This is a genomic window from Achromobacter sp. ISS7 (genome assembly GCF_056523125.1).
In genome coordinates, this window is sequence record NZ_JAWRZD010000001.1 from 5,847,344 (window position 1) to 5,864,989 (window position 17,646).

The following is a 17,646-nucleotide window of genomic DNA, read 5'->3' on the forward strand; positions in this document are numbered from 1 at the left end:
TGGCGCCTGGGCGGCGCGCTCGTACCGCTTAGAACAGATGGCGGATGCCGACGCCGCCCGCGGTGCTCTTCAGGCCATCGATGAAGGCGTAGTTCTTGCCATACGAACCGTAGGCGTACACGCTGGTGCGCTTGGACAGGTCGTAGGTGTAGCCCAGGCTCCAGATATCCATGTTGGCGTCGTCGCCGGTGAGCAGCGCGTTGGCCGGCGAGACGTGCTGCCACGAGCCGAACAGGTTGCTGGTGCCGCCCAGGGGAAGGGTGGCGCCGAGCATGTAGGAGTTGGCCTTGAAGCCGCTGGCATAGTGGTAGCCGCCCAGCTTGACGTTCGGCAGGTCCTGGCTGACGAACCAGCCATCGGTGGTACGGCCGTAGGCGGCGGCCAGCTTGATGACTTCCAGGTCGTACGAGGCGGCCACGGCGTACTGGCGGGGCGTGACGCTGTGGTCGAACTCGACTTCCTTGCCGTCGATGACGAGTTGTTCGCCGTCGTCGTTGAGCACGCGGGCCTGGTTCGAGCTGTTGATCTGGTCGTAGGTCAGCGACACGTTCAGGGGGCCGGCGACATAGCGCAGGCCGGCGGTGATGCCGCGGGCGTTGTCGGCGGTGCGGAAGCCGCTCTGGTTGTCGTCGGTGGCGTCGGCGTTGAAGGAATAGCCCAGCGCGAACTGGAAGCCGTCGGTCCAGGCGCTGCGGTACATGACCATGTTGTCCCAGCGCATGGTGTTGGCCGCGCTGAAGGCCGTGCCCACGTTGGCCTGGGTGAAGCTGGTGTAGAAGGGATCGATCTCGCCCAGGAAGGCGCCGCCGACGGTGGTCTGGCGGCCGAACTCGACCGAGCCCCAGCTATCGTTGGCCAGGCCGATCGTGGCCTGGCGGTTGAACAGGCGGTTCTGCTGCGATTGGCCGTCGCCCGAGTCGAAGCCGCTCTCGACCGTGAACATGGCGCGCAGGCCGTCGCCCAGGTCTTCGCTGCCGCGCAGGCCCCAGCGCGAGCCGGCCTGGACGCCGTTGATCATGCCGATGCGGCTGCCGCTCACGTCTTTCATCGTGAACTTGCCGGTCGTCGCGTCGCGGAAGGGGAAGTCGCCGGATACTTTGTTGTAGCCGATGCCGGTGTCGATCACGCCGTAGAGCGTGACCGAGGTTTCCGCCTGGGCGACGCCGGCGAAAGTGGTCAGGATGGCGGCTGCGAGCAGCGTCTTTTTCATCGGAAGAACTCCTAGAGAGGTAAAGGGCGGAAGAACGGATCCGAGGGCCGGAAGGCCGGCCGGGCTCCGGTTGCCCGTGTCGATTGCACCGGGCCATTCTCCGGTAAGTTCGGTGAATGGCTGGCTATCCTGCTTTCTTCTAGGACAGATCTGAGACGAGTTCGCCACGCTGGCGCGCGCGGGCGTGGGAATGGGCCGCGCGACCTCGCCGGCGCCGCCTGTTCAGGGCGTGCCGGGAAGTCCGGGCGAGAGGGGGGAGAGGGGATCCGGCAGGCGCGCCGGATCGTGCGGCTCAGCGGCGGGCGCGCAGCCGGCGTTCTTCGCGCACCACGATGCCGGCGCCGACGATGATCATCGCGGCCAGGGCGTACCAGGTGATGGCGTAGACCAGGTGATTGTTGGGGAAGGTCAGCGTGGTCAGGCCGCCGACGGGCGCCTGCGTCGGATCGCGGCCGGCGCCGGGGGCGGCGTCGGCGTCGATGAAATAGGGCGCCACGTCGCCCAGGCCGCGCGCCTGGGCGATGGCCGGCAGGTCGCGCGAATACCAGAGGTTGGCGGCCGGATCGTTGTTGCGCAGGAAGCCGTTGCCCGGCTCGCCCATGCGCAGCAGGCCGTCGACCTTGACCGGGCCGGTGTCGGCTTCGGCCGGGGCGCCGGCCGCCTGGCGCTTGCGCCATTCGGGCAGCACGAAGCCGCGGTTGACCAGCACCGTGCCGGCGCCGTCCGCCAGTTGCAGCGGCGTCATGACCCAGTAGCCGCTGCCCAGTTCGGTGGCGGCCTGCACCAGCGTCTGCTTGTCATATTGGTAGGTGCCGCTGGCCGACACGCGGCGGTATTCGGCGTTGTCGGACGTCAGTCCCGGCCAGTCGGCGCGCGCGGGGGCGGGCGTGGCGGGCGCGTGGGCCCGCTTGTCCACCTGCGCGATCAGGTTCTGCTTCCAGGCCAGGCGGTGCACCTGCCAGGTACCGAGGGCGCACAGGCCCGCGAACAGCGCGACCGCAACCACGCCCAGGATGACCAGGGTGGTTGCGCTGCGGGGATTGCGGGGGGTGTCGCCGGAATGCGTAGAGTCTTTTGTTGCCGCCATCACGTCAGGGCATATTCCGCATGTCGTGGATCGACATGGGCATCATGTTGGAGTTCAGGTGATACATGATCCAGATGGATCCGCTGAGCGTAATCACGACCAGCACCAGCGTGAATATTAACGCCAACATGTTCCAGCCGCTTTCGGACTTGGCGTCCATGTGCAGGAAATAGATGATGTGCACCACGATCTGGACCGCCGCGAACGCCAGGATGATCAGCGCCGTGGTGCGCGAGCTTTCGAACACGCGGTCCATCACCAGCCAGAACGGGATCGCGGTCAGGATGGCGGCCAGGATGAAGCCGGTGACGTAGCTTTTCAGGGTGCCATGGGCGGCGCCGTCGTCATCGTCGTGGTGATCGTGGCCGTGGCCGTGGCCGGCATGGTCGGCATGGGCGTTCATGGCAGCACTCCCATCAGGTAGACAAAGGTGAACACGCCGACCCAGATCAGGTCCAGGAAGTGCCAGAACATCGACAGGCACATCAGCCGGCGGCGGTTCTCGGGGATCAGGCCGTGCATGCGCACCTGCACCATCATCGTCACCAGCCAGACGATGCCGAACGTGACGTGCAGCCCGTGCGTGCCCACCAGCGTGAAGAACGACGACAGGAAGGCGCTGCGCTGCGGCCCGGCGCCGATGTGGATCAGGTGCGCGAACTCATACAGCTCCAGCGACAGGAAGCCCAGCCCCAGCAGGCCGGTGACCGCCAGCCAGCCCTGCGTGGCGCCGACCCGGTTGCGCCGCATCTCCAGCATGGCGAAGCCGTAGGTGATGGACGACAGCAGCAGCAGCGAGGTGTTGACCGCCACCAGCGGCAGGTCGAACAGGTCGGCGCCGGAGGGGCCCGCGGCGTAGTTGCGCCCGAGCACGCCGTAGGTGGCGAACAGGCAGGCGAAGATGAGGCAGTCGCTCATCAGGTAGACCCAGAAGCCCAGCAGCGTGCCGTTCTTCGGGTGGTGTTCGCCGGCCACGTGGAACACGGGCTCGGCGGGCGGCGCGCTGCCGCCGGGCAGGGTGGGGGCCAGGGTATCAGACATGTTTCGCCAACAGTTGGGTGCGGGCGTCCTCCGTGCGCACGACCTCGTCGGCCGGCACGTAGTACTCGCGCTTGTAGTTGAAGGTATGGACGATGGACACGATGACCAGCGCGGCGAACGACAGCACGGCCAGCGGCCACATGTGCCAGATCAGCGCGAAACCCATCACCACGCTGATGGCCGCCAGCACGATGCCGGCCCAGGTGTTCTTGGGCATGTGGATGGGGATGAAGCCATCCTGCGGGCGCTGGTAGCCGTGCTGTTTCATCTGCCACCAGGCGTCCTGGTCATGCACCCGCGGCGTGAAGGCGAAGTTGTAGTTGGGCGGCGGCGAGGACGTCGACCATTCCAGCGTGCGGCCGTCCCACGGATCGCCGCTGTCGTCGCGCAGCGACTCGCGGCGGCGGTAGCTGACCACCAGCTGGATCAGGAAGCAGGCGATGCCGATGGCGATCAGGAAGGCGCCGAACGCGGCCACCTGGAACCAGATCTGCAGCGACATGTCCTCGAAGTGGTTGACGCGGCGCGTGACGCCCATCAGCCCCAGCACGTACAGCGGCATGAAGGCGAAGTAGAAGCCCACCAGCCAGAACCAGAACGAGCACTTGCCCCAGAACGGATCGAGCTTGTAGCCGAAGGCCTTGGGGAACCAGTAGGTGATGCCGGCCATCAGGCCGAACAGCACGCCGCCGATGATGACGTTGTGGAAGTGGGCGATCAGGAACAGGCTGTTGTGCAGCGCGAAGTCGGCCGGCGGCACCGCCAGCAGCACGCCCGTCATGCCGCCGATCACGAAGGTGACCATGAAGCCCATGGTCCACAGCATCGGCACCTCGAAGCGGATGCGGCCGCGGTACATCGTGAACAGCCAGTTGAAGATCTTGGCCCCGGTCGGGATCGAGATGATCATGGTGGTGATCCCGAAGAACGAGTTCACGCTGGCCCCGGACCCCATGGTGAAGAAGTGGTGCAGCCACACCAGGTAAGACAGCACCGTGATCACGACCGTGGCGTACACCATCGACGCGTAGCCGAACAGGCGCTTGCGGCAGAAGGTGGCGACCACTTCCGAGAAGATGCCGAAGGCCGGCAGGATCAGGATGTAGACCTCGGGGTGGCCCCAGATCCAGATCAGGTTCACGTACATCATGGCGTTGCCGCCGAAGTCGGCCGTGAAGAAGTTGGTGCCGACGTAGCGGTCCATCGACAGCAGCGCCAGCACCGCCGTCAGCACCGGGAACGCGGCCACGATCAGCACGTTGGTGCACAGCGCGGTCCAGGTGAAGATCGGCATGCGCATCAGCGACATGCCGGGCGCGCGCATCTTGACGATGGTGACCAGCAGGTTCACCCCCGACAGTAGCGTGCCGACCCCCGCTATCTGCAAGGCCCATATGTAGTAGTCGACCCCCACGTCCGGACTCTGCGCGATGCCCGACAGCGGTGGATAGGCCAGCCAGCCGGTGCGGGCGAATTCGCCCACGAACAGCGACATCATCACCAGTACCACGCCGCCGGTGGTCATCCAGAAGCTGAAGTTGTTCAGGAACGGAAAGGCCACGTCGCGCGCGCCGATCTGCAGCGGCACCACGTAGTTCATCAGCCCCGTGACCAGCGGCATGGCCACGAAGAAGATCATGATGACGCCGTGCGCCGTGAAGATCTGGTCGTAGTGGTGCGGCGGCAGGTAGCCGGTGGAATCACCGAAGGCCACGGCCTGTTGCAGCCGCATCATGATGGCGTCGGCGAAGCCCCGCAGCAGCATCACCAGCCCCAGGATCATGTACATGATGCCGATCTTCTTGTGGTCGATGCTGGTGAACCACTCGTGCCACAGGTAGCCCCACTTGCGGTAGTAGGTGATGGCCCCCAGCACCACGATGCCGCCGATCGCCACCATGGCGAAGGTGGCCAGCAGGATTGGCTCGTGGAAGGGAATGGCGTCCCAGGTCAGGCGACCGAAGATCAGCTTGGTGAGGTCTGGTTGATCAGTCATCTCGGTTTCCAGGGCTCGGTTTCCAGGGGGAATACCTTGATTTCACGCGATGCGCCGCGGCGGCGGCGACGCCGCTACAGCGCCAGTTCCGCCGCCGAGGTGCACATGGCGCCGACATACTTGCGCGGCGGCGCATCGGCCAGGCCCAGGCGCTCGCGCGTGGCCTGGTCCAGGCTGGCGATGTTGCGCGCGCCCGGGATGCCCATGCCGCCGCCGGCGTCGATCGCCATGGCGTCCTTCATGCACATGCGGTTCGGTTCCACGCAGCGATTGACGATGGCGTCGAACAGGCCGGGCGCGACGCTGGCGTAGCGCTGCACCGGGTTGCGTTCGCTGGGCTGCTCCAGCTTCAGGTAAGTGTCGCGGCCGAGCGTGGCGCCCGAGGCGCGGGCGTCGGCGATCCACTTGTCGAAGCCCTGCTGGTCCAGGCCGTGGAAGCGAAAGCGCATGCCGGAAAAGCCCGCGCCGCTGTAGTTGGCCGACAGGCCCTCGTATTCGCCGGGGTGGTTGATGACCGCGTGCAGCGTGGTCTGCATGCCCGGCATGGCGTAGATCTGGCCGGCCAGCGCCGGGATGAAGAACGAGTTCATCACCGTCGACGAGGTGATCTTGAACTGGATCGGGCGGTCGACCGGCGCGGCCAGTTCATTGACCGCCGCCACGCCCTGCTCGGGATAGAGGAACAGCCACTTCCAGTCGAGCGCCACCACTTCGACCACCAGCGGCTTGGTGCCGGGCGGCACCTCGCGGCCTTCGGACAGGCGCGCCAGCGGGCGGTAGGGATCGAGCTGGTGGGTGCTGACCCAGGTGAGCGCGCCGAGCGCGATGATGATCAGCAGCGGCGCGGCCCAGATCAGCAGCTCCAGCATGGTGGAGTGGTTCCAGTCGGGGTCGTAGTGCGCATCGCGGTTGCTGGCGCGATAGCGCCACGCGAACAGGAAGGTCAGGAAGATCACCGGCACGATGATGAGCAGCATCAAGCCGGTCGAGATGATGATCAGGTTGCGCTGCTGCACCGCGATGTCGCCTGATGGTGAGAGCAACACCGCATTGCATCCGGAGAGCAATGGCAGGGCGGCTAACAGCAACAATCCGCGGAACCTTGGGAAAGACGGCATGGCCATACCCCGAAACGTAACCGTGGGAGGTAAACGCAACACTACGCTGGAAGCCGCGAAAAATCTAGGGTAAAAAGAGCAAAAGTATGCACGGGAAGGCGTGCGGGGCAGGACCGGGCGTGATCGCGCCGCGGTCCGCGAGGCCTTGCCGCATGTGCGTACTAGTGTGTTGCAAAAGCGTAGGCAAGGCGTTTTCCAAAACCTCCTTTCAGCGAGCACTCACATGGCGACCACCACGCAGTATCCCGGTCATGCCTCTGCCTTGCCCAGTCCGGGCGCGACAGGGGGCGCGGCCAGCCACGCCAAGGTGGCGCCGGGCGAAATCGCCGTGGGGGTCGTCATCGGACGCGCCTCCGAATACTTCGACTTCTTCGTCTTCGGCATCGCCTGCGTGCTGGTGTTTCCACGGGTGTTCTTCCCGTTCGAGGCGCAGCTGGAAGGCACGCTGTGGGCCTTCGTCATCTTCTCGTTCGCGTTCATCGCGCGGCCCATCGGCACCGCGCTGTCGATGGCGATCCAGCGACGCTGGGGGCGCGGCACCAAGCTCACGATCGCGCTGTTCCTGCTGGGCACCGCCACGGTCGGCATGGCCTTCCTGCCGGGCTACAACGTCATCGGCTCGCACGCCATCGTGCTGCTGGCGGTGTTCCGCTGCCTGCAGGGGCTGGCCTTCGGCGGCTCGTGGGACGGCCTGCCGTCGCTGCTGGCGCTGAACGCGCCGCCCAAGCGCCGCGGCTGGTACGCGATGCTGGGCCAGTTGGGCGCGCCCATCGGCTTCATGATCGCCAGCGCGCTGTTCCTGTTCCTGCACCTGACGCTGACCGAGGCCGACTTCCTCGACTGGGGCTGGCGCTATCCCTTCTTCGTGGCCTTCGCCATCAACGTGGTGGCGCTGTTCGCGCGGCTACGGCTGGTGCTGACCGAGGAATACACGCAGCTGCTCGAAGAGGGCGAGCTGGAGCCCATCGGCACCGGCCAGATGGTGCGCGAGCAGGGCTACAACCTGTTCCTGGGCGCGTTCGCGGCGCTGGCCAGCTACGCGCTGTTCCACCTGGTGACGGTGTTCCCGCTGTCATGGATCGCGGTCAGCGCCACGCAGCAGATTTCCGACGTGCTGATCGTGCAGATCATCGGCGCGGGCGTGGGCATCCTGGGCACCATCGCCTCGGGCTGGATCGCCGACCGCATCGGCCGGCGCACCACGCTGGGCCTGCTGGCCGCGCTGATCGGCGTGTTCGCGCTGTTCACGCCGTGGCTGCTGGGCGGCAGCCCCAAGGCGCAGGACGCCTTCATCCTGATCGGCTTCGCGCTGCTGGGGCTGTCCTACGGCCAGGCGTCCGGCACCGTGACGGCCAACTTCACCAAGCGCTTCCGCTACACCGGCGCGGCGCTCACCACCGACATGGCCTGGCTGATCGGCGCGGCCTTCGCGCCGCTGGTGGCGCTGGGCCTGTCGGCGCGCTTCGGGCTGGTGGCGGTCAGCATCTACCTGCTGTCCGGCACCGCCTGCACGCTGCTGGCCCTGCGCATCAACAAGGCGCTGGAAACGCGTGACTGACGGGAAGTTGGCGCCGGTACGCGGCCGCGACGCGGGGACTTCATTCAAAGGCGTGCGCGCCCTGGTGCTGGGCGCGTTGCTGATCGCCATTGCCGTGTACCGGCCGCTGGATCCGCTGGTCATCCCGGCCTGGTATCGCGCCGCGGGCGACGCGTTCTTCGTCATCGTATGCATGCTGGCCGCGGCGCTGGGCCGGGGCGCGGGTTTTCGCGATATCTGGTCGCGCGGCTTCGTGTCCGCGTTCCTGCTCTACAGCCCGGCGTGGCTGCAAGGCGGCATGCCGCCGGCGGCCGCGCCATGGTTGCCGTCCCTGCTGGTCGGCCTGTTGCTGGCGTGGCCGCTGCTGTGGCTGTTCGAGGCGCTGTGGTGGCGGCGCGGGACGCGCGGCGCCTGAATCCGAGGCAAGACCGCCGCGCCCGAGGCGCCGTGCCCGAACCGGCGCGCAATGCCTGGCGCGGACCCGCCCGTCCGGGCGGTCCGCCTGCGTCGCGCGCGTCAGCGCACCGGCCAGCCGTACATCTGGCCGCCATCGCGCCACTGCGCATTCAGGCCGCGCGGCAGCTTCATGGCGCTGGCCATGCCCAGGTTGCGCTCAAAGCTTTCGCCGTAGTTGCCGACCTGCCTGACGATGTTGTAGGCCCACTTGTCGTCCACCCCCAGGTTCTTGCCCATGCCCGGCGTCACGCCGAGGATTCGCTGCACGTTGGGGTTGTTGCTTTTCAGCTGGCTGTCGACGTTGGCCGAGGTCACGCCGAACTCCTCCGCCTCCAGCATGGCGTTGAGCGTCCAGCGCACCACGTTGAACCAGTTGTCGTCGCCCTGGCGCACCATCGGCCCGAGCGGGCTCTTGGCGATGTTCTCGTCCAGGATCAGGTAATTGTCCGGCTGCTCCAGCGTGGTGCGCGAGGCCGCCAGCTGCGATTTGTCGGAGGTGAAGGCGTCGCAGCGGCCGGCCGCGAAGGCGCGCACGATCTCGTCGTACTTGTCGATCACCACCGGCTTGAACTTCAGGCCGTTGGCGCGGAACCAGTCGGCCAGGTCGAGCTCGGTGACGGTGCCGGGCTGCACGCAGATGGTGGCGCCGTCCAGTTCCCTGAGCTTCTTGACGCCGAGCTTGGCGGACACCATCACGCCCTGGCTGTCGTAGTAGTTCACGCCGGTGCTGATCAGGCCCAGCGTGGTGTCGCGCGCCATCGTCGGCGTGACGTTGCGGGTCAGCACGTCGACCTCGCCCGATTGCAGCGCGGTGAAGCGGGCCTGCGTCGTCAACGGCGTCAGGCGGAACTTGCTGGCGTCGTTGAAGACGGTGGCGGCGATGGCGCGGCACATGTCCACGTCCAGCCCCTGCCAGTTGCCCTTGCTGTCCGGCGAGGAAAAACCCTGGATGCCGGTGGACACGCCGCACTGCACGTAGCCGCGCTTCTTGACGGTGTCGAGGGTGGGGCCGGCGTGGGCCAGGCCGGTGAGGGTGGCCAGCGCCAGGGCGCCGGCCGTGGTTCGGAATATCGGCATTGCGTTCTCCGGCCGGGCCCGGCCCGGCGCCAGGGTGGGACGGTTCAGGCGGTCAGCGCGCGGGGCTTGGCGATCTGGTCCAGGCTTTCGGTCAGGGCCTGGTCCAGGATCGCGACGGCGCGGTCGATTTCCTCGTTGCTGACCGTCAGCGGCGGCGCGATGCGCCAGACCGAGCCGCGCTCGGGGCGGCGGCGGATGTTCATCGACAGCCCCAGTTCGAAGCAGCGTTGCGTGGTCAGGGCGCCGAGCGCGTGATAGGGCTCGCGCGTGTCGCGATCCTGCACCAGTTCGACGCCCAGCAGCAGGCCCAGGCCGCGCACGTCGCCGATGGCTTCGTGGCGCTGCTGCAGTTCCAGCAGGCCGCGGCGCAGGTAGTCGCCCTGGCGGCGGGCGCGTTCGAGCAGCTGTTCGCGTTGCAGCGTTTCCAGCACCGCCAGGCCGACGGTGGCGGGCAGCGGGTCCGAGACGTGGCTGGTGTAGAAGGTGAAGCCCTTTTCGTGCACGTCCTGCTCGATGGCGGGCGTGGTGATGGTGGCCGCCAGCGGCAGGCCGCCGCCCAGGGTCTTGGAGACGCTGATGATGTCGGGCGTGACGCCGAAGTGTTCCGAGCCGGTGCGGCAGCCGAGGCGGCCGAAGGCGGTCTGCGCCTCGTCGAAGATCAGCAGCATGCCGCGCGCGTCGGCGGCGCGGCGCAGCGCCTGCATGTACGACTTGGGCGGCACCAGCACGCCGCCGGCGCTGATCACCGGTTCGACGATGATCGCGGCGGGCCGGCCGGCCGAAGCCATGTCGAACATCTTCAGGCCGATCTCCAGGCAGGCCAGCGCCGACTGCTCGGCGTCCAGTCCGGCGATGTAGGGCCGGTACGCGTTCGGCTCGGGCATGACGAACACGCCGGCCGGCGGCACGCCGTAGCCCTTGCGGTCGCTGGCGTACGAGACCGAGCCGGCGCCGCTGGTGACGCCGTGCCACGAGCCGCCCACGGCCAGGATCTCGAAGCCGCTCTTGTGCATCTTGGCCATGCGCAGCGCGATCTCGTTGCTCTCGGAACCGGTGTTCACGAAGATCGACTTGGTCATGCCGGCCGGCATCCAGTCGCGCGCCAGGGTGGCCGCCAGTTGCGCCACGGCTTCGGGGATCATGCCGCTGAAGAAGTGGAACGCGGTCTCGCCGGCGCGGCGCACCGCGTCGACGATGGCGGGATGGTTGTGGCCGATGGTGGCGCACATCTGGCCGGAGGTGAAGTCCAGGATCTCGCGGCCGGTGTCGTCGCGCACCACCGTGCCCTTGGCCGACTTGAACAGGTTCGGGAAGGTGTCGCCGCCGTAGCGGATGAGGTATTCGCGGGCCGCCGCACGCAGGGTTTGATCCATGTTTACACTCCGGCAAAAGGCAGGTTCCAATGCGGAACCGACGGACGCAGTGTCTGGCGGCGCGGCGCCGGCGTCCAATGCGAAGTACGCATGCGCCGTCATGCATGGCGCGCATGGCCCATGCGAATCGCGCAAGGAGCGGTATGGATACCCGGTGGCTGCAGGACTTCATCACCTTGTCGGAGCTGCGCAACTTCACGCGCGCGGCCGAGGCCCGCAATCTGTCGCAAGCGGCGTTCAGCCGCCGCATCCAGAGCCTGGAGAACTGGGCCGGCGCGCGGCTGATCGACCGTTCCGCCTTCCCGACCCAGCTGACCGAGGCGGGCGAGCGCTTCCGCGTCGCGGCGATCGAACTGGTCAACCAGCTGGTCGAGGCGCGCGCGGGCATCGCCGCGGTGCCCGCGCGCAACCAGCTGCGGCTGGCGACTTCCTATGCCTTGGCCACGACCCACCTGCCGCGCTGGTGGCGTGACTGGAGCGCGGGGCAGCAGCTCAGTTGCAGCCTGCAGACGGGCAACGTGCACGACACGGTGTCGGCCTTCACCTCGGGCGCGGCCGACCTGCTGATCTGTTTCCACCAGGTGGCGCAGCCGCTGCCGCTGGACCTGTCGCGCTATGACTGCCTGACGCTGGGTCGCGAGCTGATCCGGCCGTACGCGGCGCGCGGCCTGGTCGAACGCGAGGGGCTGGACCTGCCGGGCACCACGGCGCGGCCGGTGCCGTTGCTGATGTACTCGCCCAGCGTCTATTTCGCGCGCCTGATCGACGCGGCGATCGAGAGCGGGCCGGAGCCCCTGCACGGCGTGCGCCTGTTCGAGGCGGAGATGTCGGACGTGCTGGGCGACATGGCGGCGCAGGGGCTGGGCGTGGCCTGGCTGGCCGACAGCGCGCTGGGGCGGCTGGAGACGGCCGACCTGGCGCCGCTGGCCAACCGCGCCTGGGACATCGAGGTGGCCATCCTGGCGTTCAAGGACCGCAGCGACGCGCGCGCCGCGGTCGAGGCCGTGTGGCAGCGGATGGCGGCCGGCGCTCAGCCGGCGTAGCCCTCCAGCACGTTGGCGACATTGGTGCCGACCTCGGCCACCGCATAGCCGCCTTCCATGGTGAAGACGGTGGGCAGGCCCAGCCGTGCCAGCCGCGCGCCCACCCGCAGGTAGTCGGCGCTGCGCAGCTTGAATTTCGAGATCGGGTCGCCTTCGTAGGTGTCCACGCCCAGCGCGATCACCAGCGCGTCCGGCTTGAAGCGGCCGATGGCGGCCAGGCCCTGTTCGAGCGCCTCGGTCCAGCCCGCGAAGTCGGTGCCGGCCGCCAGCGGCAGGTTCAGGTTGGCGCCCAGGCCCGCGCCCTGGCCGGGTTCATCGGCGTAACCCAGGAAGAAGGGATATTCGGTGGTCGGGTCGCCATGCACCGACACGGTCAGCACGTCGCCGCGCTCGTAGAAGATGCTCTGCGTGCCGTTGCCGTGGTGGTAGTCGATGTCCAGCACCGCGACGCGCTCGGCGCCGGCCTCGCGCAGCGCCTGGGCCGCCAGGGCGGCGTTGTTCAGGAAGCAGTAGCCGCCGAAGAAGTCGGCGCCGGCGTGATGGCCGGGCGGGCGCGTCAGCGCCATGGCGGCGCGCGGGCCGCTGCCGCCAGATACCGCGCGCGCCGCGTCGATGGCGCAGGCCGCGCCGGCGGCGGCGGCCTCCCAGGTGCCCGCCGTCAGCGGGCTGCCGCTGTCGAACGAGAACAGGCCGACGCGCGCCGCGAAGTTGGTGGGCGCAATGTCGTGGCGGAAGCCGCGCACCGGCCACACCGACGGCAGGATGTCGAGCTCGGCGTTGGCCGGGTCCAGCGCGATCCACTCGGCCCAGGCGCCTTGCAGGAAGTCGACGTAGCGCGGGCTGTGCACGCGCCGGATCAGGTCCAGGTCGGGCGCGGCCGGCGCCTGCAGCGTGCCGATGCCGCGCTGGCGCAGGGCGTCCAGCACGTATTCGAGCCGGGCCGGGGTCTCATGACAGGGCACCAGCTTGCCGCGGAACATTTCCTGGCGGCCATCGTGTTTGGCGTGGACGGGGTTGTGGAAGATATGCACGGTAGCGTCTGTGGAAAAAGGGAAGGGAAACTATAGCGGCCGCGCCGCGTACCAGGCGATGGCCGGCAGCTCGCGCAGGACCGAATACAGGTCGCGCGCCTCGGCGAAGCGGGGCGAGGCCCCGCCCACCTCGGGCACGCCGTGGCGCCTGAGCGCCAGCATGGTGCGCGGCACGTGGAAGTACTGCGTGATGGCGATGGCGCTGGCGTAGCCATGTTCGCGCATGTAGGCGCTGGCGTGGATGGCGGTGGCCCAGGTGTCGTTGCCGAGGCTGTCGGCCACCACCCGGTCGGCCGGCACGCCGCGCGCGATCAGGTAGTCGCGCATGACCGCGGCCTCGTCGCGGCCCGCCGGATCGACGCCGCCGCTGACGAAGACGACCCTGCAGCGCCCGGCGGCGTAGCAGTCGTAGGCGCGGTCCAGCCGGGCCGCCAGGCGCGGCGACGGACGGCCGTCGGGCGCGACGGTGTTGCCCAGCACCACCGCGACGTCCGCGCGCGGGGCGTCTGCCAGCAGGCCCGCCGCGACCAGCGCGGCGGCCGCCAGCGCCACGGCGGCGCACAGGCCGGCGGCGGTGGCGAGGAGGCGGCGGCGCCAGCGGGAGGATGAAGCGTTCATGGGTGCGGACGGTGACGGCGGGATGGGGTCATTGCCGTTTGGGGAAGGGCAGATCGACCTCGATGGCATTCGAATAGACCGGCTCGGTCGCGGCCGCCGGGTCGGTCAGCACCACCACCAGGCGGTAGCGGCCGGGCGCCAGGTCGGGAAAGAAGGGCACGTACTGGCCGTTGCCGGCGTCTACCTGATAACTGGATGCGCCGTCCGCGTCCTGACGCCACAGCACCGGGTCGTCCGCCCAGCGGGCCGCATGGCGTGCCTGGATCGGCGCGGCGGGGCGATCCGAGCCTTCGCCGTAGGCGGGGCTGAGCTGCGGGTCGGTGGGGGCCTCCAATGTCACGGGCGGCCGCGGGTAGAGCGGTTGCAGCGTGCGCCGGTCCTGGCTGTCGATGAACAGCAGCCAGACGCGCGGCGACTGCAGGCGCACCGGGCCGGGCCCGAGATTGGTCACGTGCAGCGTGAAGCGGCCGCCGGCTTCGTAGAGCGTGGTGCCGAGGTGGCCGAACACCGACAGCTGCAGGCCGCTGGCGGGCGGACGCTGCGGCGGGGCATAGCGATGCTTGTCGATCTTCAGGTCGGCGTAGCGGACCCATTTCGGCGGCGCATCCGCGGCCGCGCCGGCAATGCGCACCTGCAGCCAGTGCGGCCGCAGCGCGATGACGTCGAGCCGGTCGCCGGCCTTGGCGGTCTGCGCCGACAGCGCCTTCACGTCGGGCGCGTCGTACAGGTCGAGCCGCTCGAAAGGCACGGCGCCGTCGTCCAGCGGCGCGCCTTCGCCGTCGATCTGGATGCGCGCCACCGAGCCGTCGTCGTGGAACGCATAGGTCAGGTCGAAGGCGGTGTCCTCCAGGTCGAACAGCGCCTGGGTGGTCCATTGCACCGGGCGCGCCGTGCCGTCGGCGCGCAGCACGTAGTCCTCGGTGCCGTTGCGGTCGGCGCCATAGCGGCAGCCTGTCGAGAAGGCCGCCTTGCCGGCATCGAACACCGGGTTGACGAACTGGTGGCACGGGCTGGCTTCGGGCGCGGGGTGCGCGATCTCGTGGAAGCGGCCGTCCTTGGGGCGGTACAGGAACAGGCGGGCGTGGACCTGGCCGCTGCCGCCGCTCTGGCCGATCACCAGGTCGCGGTAGCCGTCGTGGTCGATGTCGGGCGTTGCGACAACGTCGACCGCCTCGTCGTCCAGGCGGGCGATTTCCTGCGGCGCGCCTTTGCCGACGCGGACGCTGACGCGCTGCTGGGCGGCGCCGTCGACGGTCACCACCGCCCGCAGGCCCGGCTTGATGTCGTAGGCATGGTCGCGCGCGAGCGCGCTGGCGCTGACGCCGGTGCCGGCCAGCAAGGCCGCGAGCAGGAACATTTTCAAGGCAGCGACTCCCGGATTTCTTCTCGGCGCATTATGCCCGAGCGCCCGTGCCGGGCGGTGGCTGCCCCGCGCCCGGATGGGGGACGGGCCATGGCTCGCGGCGGCTGGAGGTTCCTGGGTAGAATCGTCGGATAGCCTGCGATGCGCGTGCCATGAACCTTCCGTTCCCCATCCGTCAAGAATGTCCCCCGGGCGCCTGTATGTGCGACCGCGACCGGCTGCTGGCCGACCCGGCGGCCGACGCGCGCATCCTGCGGCTGACCAAGGAAGAGGAAAAGCGCCTGGTGGCGCGGCTCGAGAACATCACCAGCCTGGAAGACCTGCGCGCGATGCAGGGCCGCATGCAGGCGCAACTGGGCATCGTGGTGCGCATCGTCCCCAGTGACAACGAGGTGCGCACCTCGCGCGGCATCGCCATCCAGCTCGACGACCAGCCCGGCCTGTGCCGCAAGACGCGCTCGTCGATTCCGGCCGCCATTCGCCGCGGCTTCGACAACAAACCCGAGATCGTCTACGCGCTGCTGAACGAGCGCGACCTGCTGAGCGGCACGTAGCGCCGTCCTGTCACGGGCGCCGCCAAGGACGGCGCCAGCCGCGTCCCTATCGGCCGCGCGGCGCCGGGCAGGGCGCCAGCGGCACCACGTCGGCGGGCGTGCGGCCCGCTTCGGGCCGGGTATCCACCTTCTTGCCGCCGCGCGCCGGATAGGCCAGCAGCACGGCGCTGCCGGGCTCCAGCCTGGGCGTGTTGGGGCCGCCGTAGGCCACGGTCCAGCCGCGCACCGCCAGCGGCGCCAGGGTGTATTGCAGGGCCGAGCCGGGCGAGACGTGGGCGACCTTGCCGGCGAACAGTTCCTGCTGCCGGGTCTCGACGCCATTGACGGACTGGTAGGTGGCGATGCTGACCAGCGCGGCCGATTCGCCGTGCCGCGCCAGGATGGCGGTTTCGTAGCGGCCGGGGGGAATGGCGCCGAGGCTGACCATGATGTTGTCCCGGGCCTGGCCGCCGGCGTCCAGCCGCACGCCGGTGACGTCGGCGCGGGCCAGCGGCGCCGAGCCGGTGTTGCGCACCCGCACGCTGTATTGGCCCGACGTGCCGGTCAGCGTGCAGACCTCGACGCCGTAGGGCGCGTTGGTGGCATGGGCCGGCAGCGTCGCCAGCAGGGCGGCGGGCAGGATGGCGACGCGGAAAAGTCGGGACGGCACGGTACGCTCCTGTAAGGAGGCAGCGCGCCGGGACGCCGCGTTGCCTGCCTTATTACACCACTTGGCGGCCGGGGCCGTCGCCCTGCGGGCGCTTGCCGGCCAGCCAGTGCAGGATCAGCGCCAGCACCAGCAGGGCGGCCATGATGAAGCCCCAGAACAACCAGCCCAGCACCGCGATCCAGGTGCCCAGGCTGCCGGCTGCGGGCAGGATCTGGTTCAGGCCCTGCACCAGCCAGACCAGGCCGGATTGCAGCGACTGGATCAGGCCGGCGTCGACCCAGGGGGCGGCCCAGGCGGGCGCGGTCCATTGGGCGGAGCCGATGGCCGTGGCGCCGGGCACTTGCGCCGAGGCGATGGTGGCCAGCACCCAGTCGGTCAGTTGCAGCGTCAGCGCCACCAATCCGGTCCATAGCGCGGCCAGCACGGCGAAACCGAGCCAGATGATCTTTTTCATTGCGGGGTACTCCGGTGATTCAAGAAAGAAACGCCACGATAGAGCGGAAAGCCATTCTGAAAAACCAGCGTCTTTGTGACAAACATTAAGAAAAAACCGAAGTCTTGGCATGCGCCAGGATGCGCTGCACCAGCGGATGGTGCTGGCCGCGGCGGTTGCGGATGCCGTAGATCTCCTCGTGCACGCTGTCGCAGCGCGCCAGCGGCCGCAGGCCGCGCAGCAGGCCGACGTCGTCGCCGCCCAGGCGACTGAGCGGGAACACGCCCAGCCCGCGCGCGGCGAACACCGACATCAGCGCGCTGTCCTCGAACTCGCCGACCACATTGGGCCGCAGGCCCTGTTCATTGAACCACCGGTCCAGCGTCTGGCGCAGCACCGAATGGCCGGTGGGCAGCAGCACCGGCAGGCGTTCCAGGCAGTGGGGGAAGTCCTGGGTGTCGGCCTTGCGCACCAGCCGCGCAGGGCCATACCAGTCCACCGGCGAGGACACCAGCCGGTCGCTGGTCAGGCGCAGGTTGGGGTTGGCCGGCGCGCCCTGGCCGGCCAGCACCAGGTCCAGGTGGTGGCGCGCCAGTTCGCCCAGCAGTTCCTCGACCTCGCCCTCGTGGCAGGTCAGGCGCAGGTCCGGGGTGTCCAGCACCGGGCCCAGCAGCGCGTGGGCGGCCAGCTTGGAGATGCCGTCCGACAGGCCCACCGACAGCCGGATCACCGGCTTGGTGGCGGCGGCGCGGACCTCCTGCGGCAATTCCTGGCCGATCTGGAAGATTTCTTCGGCACGGGCGAAGGCCGCCTGGCCGGCGTCGGTCAGGGCCACGCCGCGGCCGGCCGGGCGCAGCAGTTGGTGGCCCAGGTTCTTTTCCAGTTCGCGCACCTGGGCGCTGATGGTCTGGATGGCCATGTCGAGCCGCTCGGCGGCGCGCGAGAAGCCGCCTTCCTTGGCGACCATCCAGAAGTAGTACAGGTGGCGGTAATTGAGCATGGCGATATTCACTTCGGTTTTTTCGAACCATAACTCACTTTCAGGCTGATTTCTCCATCG

The 17,646-nt window shown here is 68.8% G+C and carries 18 protein-coding genes; 4 read left to right on the plus strand and 14 right to left on the minus strand.

Annotated elements, in window-relative coordinates; genetic code table 11:
• Positions 1–28: 28 nt before the first annotated feature.
• The 6 genes from AC1HFW_RS26470 to cyoA all read right to left on the minus strand — a co-directional run bounded on the left by AC1HFW_RS26470 (position 29) and on the right by cyoA (position 6,452).
• Positions 29–1,210, minus strand: coding sequence for a porin (locus AC1HFW_RS26470; RefSeq protein ID WP_479285749.1), 1,182 nt, complete (start codon positions 1,208–1,210; stop codon positions 29–31).
• A gap of 292 nt (positions 1,211–1,502) precedes the next feature.
• Entirely contained in the window at positions 1,503–2,297 is a 795-nt protein-coding gene (locus AC1HFW_RS26475; RefSeq protein ID WP_238889273.1) for an SURF1 family protein, read from the minus strand.
• A gap of 4 nt (positions 2,298–2,301) precedes the next feature.
• Entirely contained in the window at positions 2,302–2,700 is a 399-nt protein-coding gene (cyoD, locus tag AC1HFW_RS26480; protein WP_241075413.1) for a cytochrome o ubiquinol oxidase subunit IV, read from the minus strand.
• The gene (gene cyoC / locus AC1HFW_RS26485; RefSeq protein ID WP_006391092.1) at positions 2,697–3,338 is read right to left on the minus strand and encodes a cytochrome o ubiquinol oxidase subunit III; all 642 of its coding nucleotides are present in this window, start codon (positions 3,336–3,338) and stop codon (positions 2,697–2,699) included. The genes cyoD and cyoC overlap by 4 nt, the downstream gene beginning before the upstream one ends.
• Positions 3,331–5,334 (minus strand): cytochrome o ubiquinol oxidase subunit I, encoded by a 2,004-nt coding sequence (gene cyoB, locus AC1HFW_RS26490; RefSeq protein WP_006391091.1) that lies wholly within the window; start codon positions 5,332–5,334, stop codon positions 3,331–3,333. The genes cyoC and cyoB overlap by 8 nt, the downstream gene beginning before the upstream one ends.
• A gap of 74 nt (positions 5,335–5,408) precedes the next feature.
• Positions 5,409–6,452 (minus strand): ubiquinol oxidase subunit II, encoded by a 1,044-nt coding sequence (gene cyoA / locus AC1HFW_RS26495; RefSeq protein ID WP_035360898.1) that lies wholly within the window; start codon positions 6,450–6,452, stop codon positions 5,409–5,411.
• 223 nt (positions 6,453–6,675) lie between these two features.
• Between cyoA and AC1HFW_RS26500 the strand changes: the two genes are divergently transcribed.
• Together AC1HFW_RS26500 and AC1HFW_RS26505 are read left to right on the plus strand one after the other, a co-directional pair.
• Positions 6,676–8,010, plus strand: a complete 1,335-nt coding sequence (locus tag AC1HFW_RS26500) for an MFS transporter (protein ID WP_061073484.1) — start codon at positions 6,676–6,678, stop codon at positions 8,008–8,010.
• Complete coding sequence (locus AC1HFW_RS26505) at positions 8,003–8,404, plus strand: hypothetical protein (RefSeq protein ID WP_479285752.1); 402 nt, start codon at positions 8,003–8,005, stop codon at positions 8,402–8,404. Before AC1HFW_RS26500 ends, AC1HFW_RS26505 begins: the two co-directional genes overlap by 8 nt.
• A gap of 101 nt (positions 8,405–8,505) precedes the next feature.
• Here AC1HFW_RS26505 and AC1HFW_RS26510 read toward each other — a convergent pair whose 3' ends face one another.
• Together AC1HFW_RS26510 and AC1HFW_RS26515 are read right to left on the minus strand one after the other, a co-directional pair.
• Positions 8,506–9,522 carry an amino acid ABC transporter substrate-binding protein gene (locus AC1HFW_RS26510; protein ID WP_006391087.1) on the minus strand — a complete coding sequence of 339 codons (1,017 nt, stop codon included), beginning with the start codon at positions 9,520–9,522 and terminating at the stop codon, positions 8,506–8,508.
• A gap of 44 nt (positions 9,523–9,566) precedes the next feature.
• The gene (locus tag AC1HFW_RS26515; RefSeq protein WP_006391086.1) at positions 9,567–10,895 is read right to left on the minus strand and encodes an aspartate aminotransferase family protein; all 1,329 of its coding nucleotides are present in this window, start codon (positions 10,893–10,895) and stop codon (positions 9,567–9,569) included.
• 143 nt (positions 10,896–11,038) lie between these two features.
• Between AC1HFW_RS26515 and AC1HFW_RS26520 the strand changes: the two genes are divergently transcribed.
• Positions 11,039–11,938 carry a LysR family transcriptional regulator gene (locus AC1HFW_RS26520; RefSeq protein ID WP_241075417.1) on the plus strand — a complete coding sequence of 300 codons (900 nt, stop codon included), beginning with the start codon at positions 11,039–11,041 and terminating at the stop codon, positions 11,936–11,938.
• Here the strand turns inward: AC1HFW_RS26520 and AC1HFW_RS26525 are convergent.
• The 3 genes from AC1HFW_RS26525 to AC1HFW_RS26535 are packed head-to-tail and all read right to left on the minus strand — an operon-like array spanning position 11,926 to position 14,944.
• Positions 11,926–12,969 carry a histone deacetylase family protein gene (locus AC1HFW_RS26525; RefSeq protein ID WP_479285754.1) on the minus strand — a complete coding sequence of 348 codons (1,044 nt, stop codon included), beginning with the start codon at positions 12,967–12,969 and terminating at the stop codon, positions 11,926–11,928. The genes AC1HFW_RS26520 and AC1HFW_RS26525 overlap by 13 nt on opposite strands.
• 30 nt (positions 12,970–12,999) lie before the next feature.
• A complete protein-coding gene (locus AC1HFW_RS26530; RefSeq protein WP_479285756.1) occupies positions 13,000–13,587 on the minus strand; it encodes a SanA/YdcF family protein in 588 nt (195 codons plus the stop codon).
• Between the two features lie 28 nt (positions 13,588–13,615).
• Positions 13,616–14,944, minus strand: coding sequence for a hypothetical protein (locus tag AC1HFW_RS26535; protein WP_479286560.1), 1,329 nt, complete (start codon positions 14,942–14,944; stop codon positions 13,616–13,618).
• A 158-nt stretch (positions 14,945–15,102) separates the two neighbouring features.
• On the opposite strand from AC1HFW_RS26535, the gene AC1HFW_RS26540 reads away from it, so the two are divergent.
• The gene (locus AC1HFW_RS26540; protein ID WP_035359449.1) at positions 15,103–15,504 is read left to right on the plus strand and encodes a hypothetical protein; all 402 of its coding nucleotides are present in this window, start codon (positions 15,103–15,105) and stop codon (positions 15,502–15,504) included.
• 46 nt (positions 15,505–15,550) lie between these two features.
• On the opposite strand, the gene AC1HFW_RS26545 is transcribed toward AC1HFW_RS26540, so the two are convergent.
• From AC1HFW_RS26545 to AC1HFW_RS26555, 3 genes are all read right to left on the minus strand, one after another.
• Positions 15,551–16,153: a hypothetical protein gene (locus AC1HFW_RS26545; RefSeq protein WP_479285758.1), complete on the minus strand. Its 603-nt coding sequence runs from the start codon at positions 16,151–16,153 to the stop codon at positions 15,551–15,553.
• 52 nt (positions 16,154–16,205) lie between these two features.
• On the minus strand, positions 16,206–16,607 hold the full coding sequence (locus tag AC1HFW_RS26550) for a hypothetical protein (RefSeq protein WP_479285760.1): 402 nt from the start codon (positions 16,605–16,607) through the stop codon (positions 16,206–16,208).
• Positions 16,608–16,692: 85 nt separating this feature from the next.
• A complete protein-coding gene (locus AC1HFW_RS26555; protein WP_035360896.1) occupies positions 16,693–17,586 on the minus strand; it encodes a LysR family transcriptional regulator in 894 nt (297 codons plus the stop codon).
• Between the last annotated feature and the right edge of the window lie 60 nt (positions 17,587–17,646).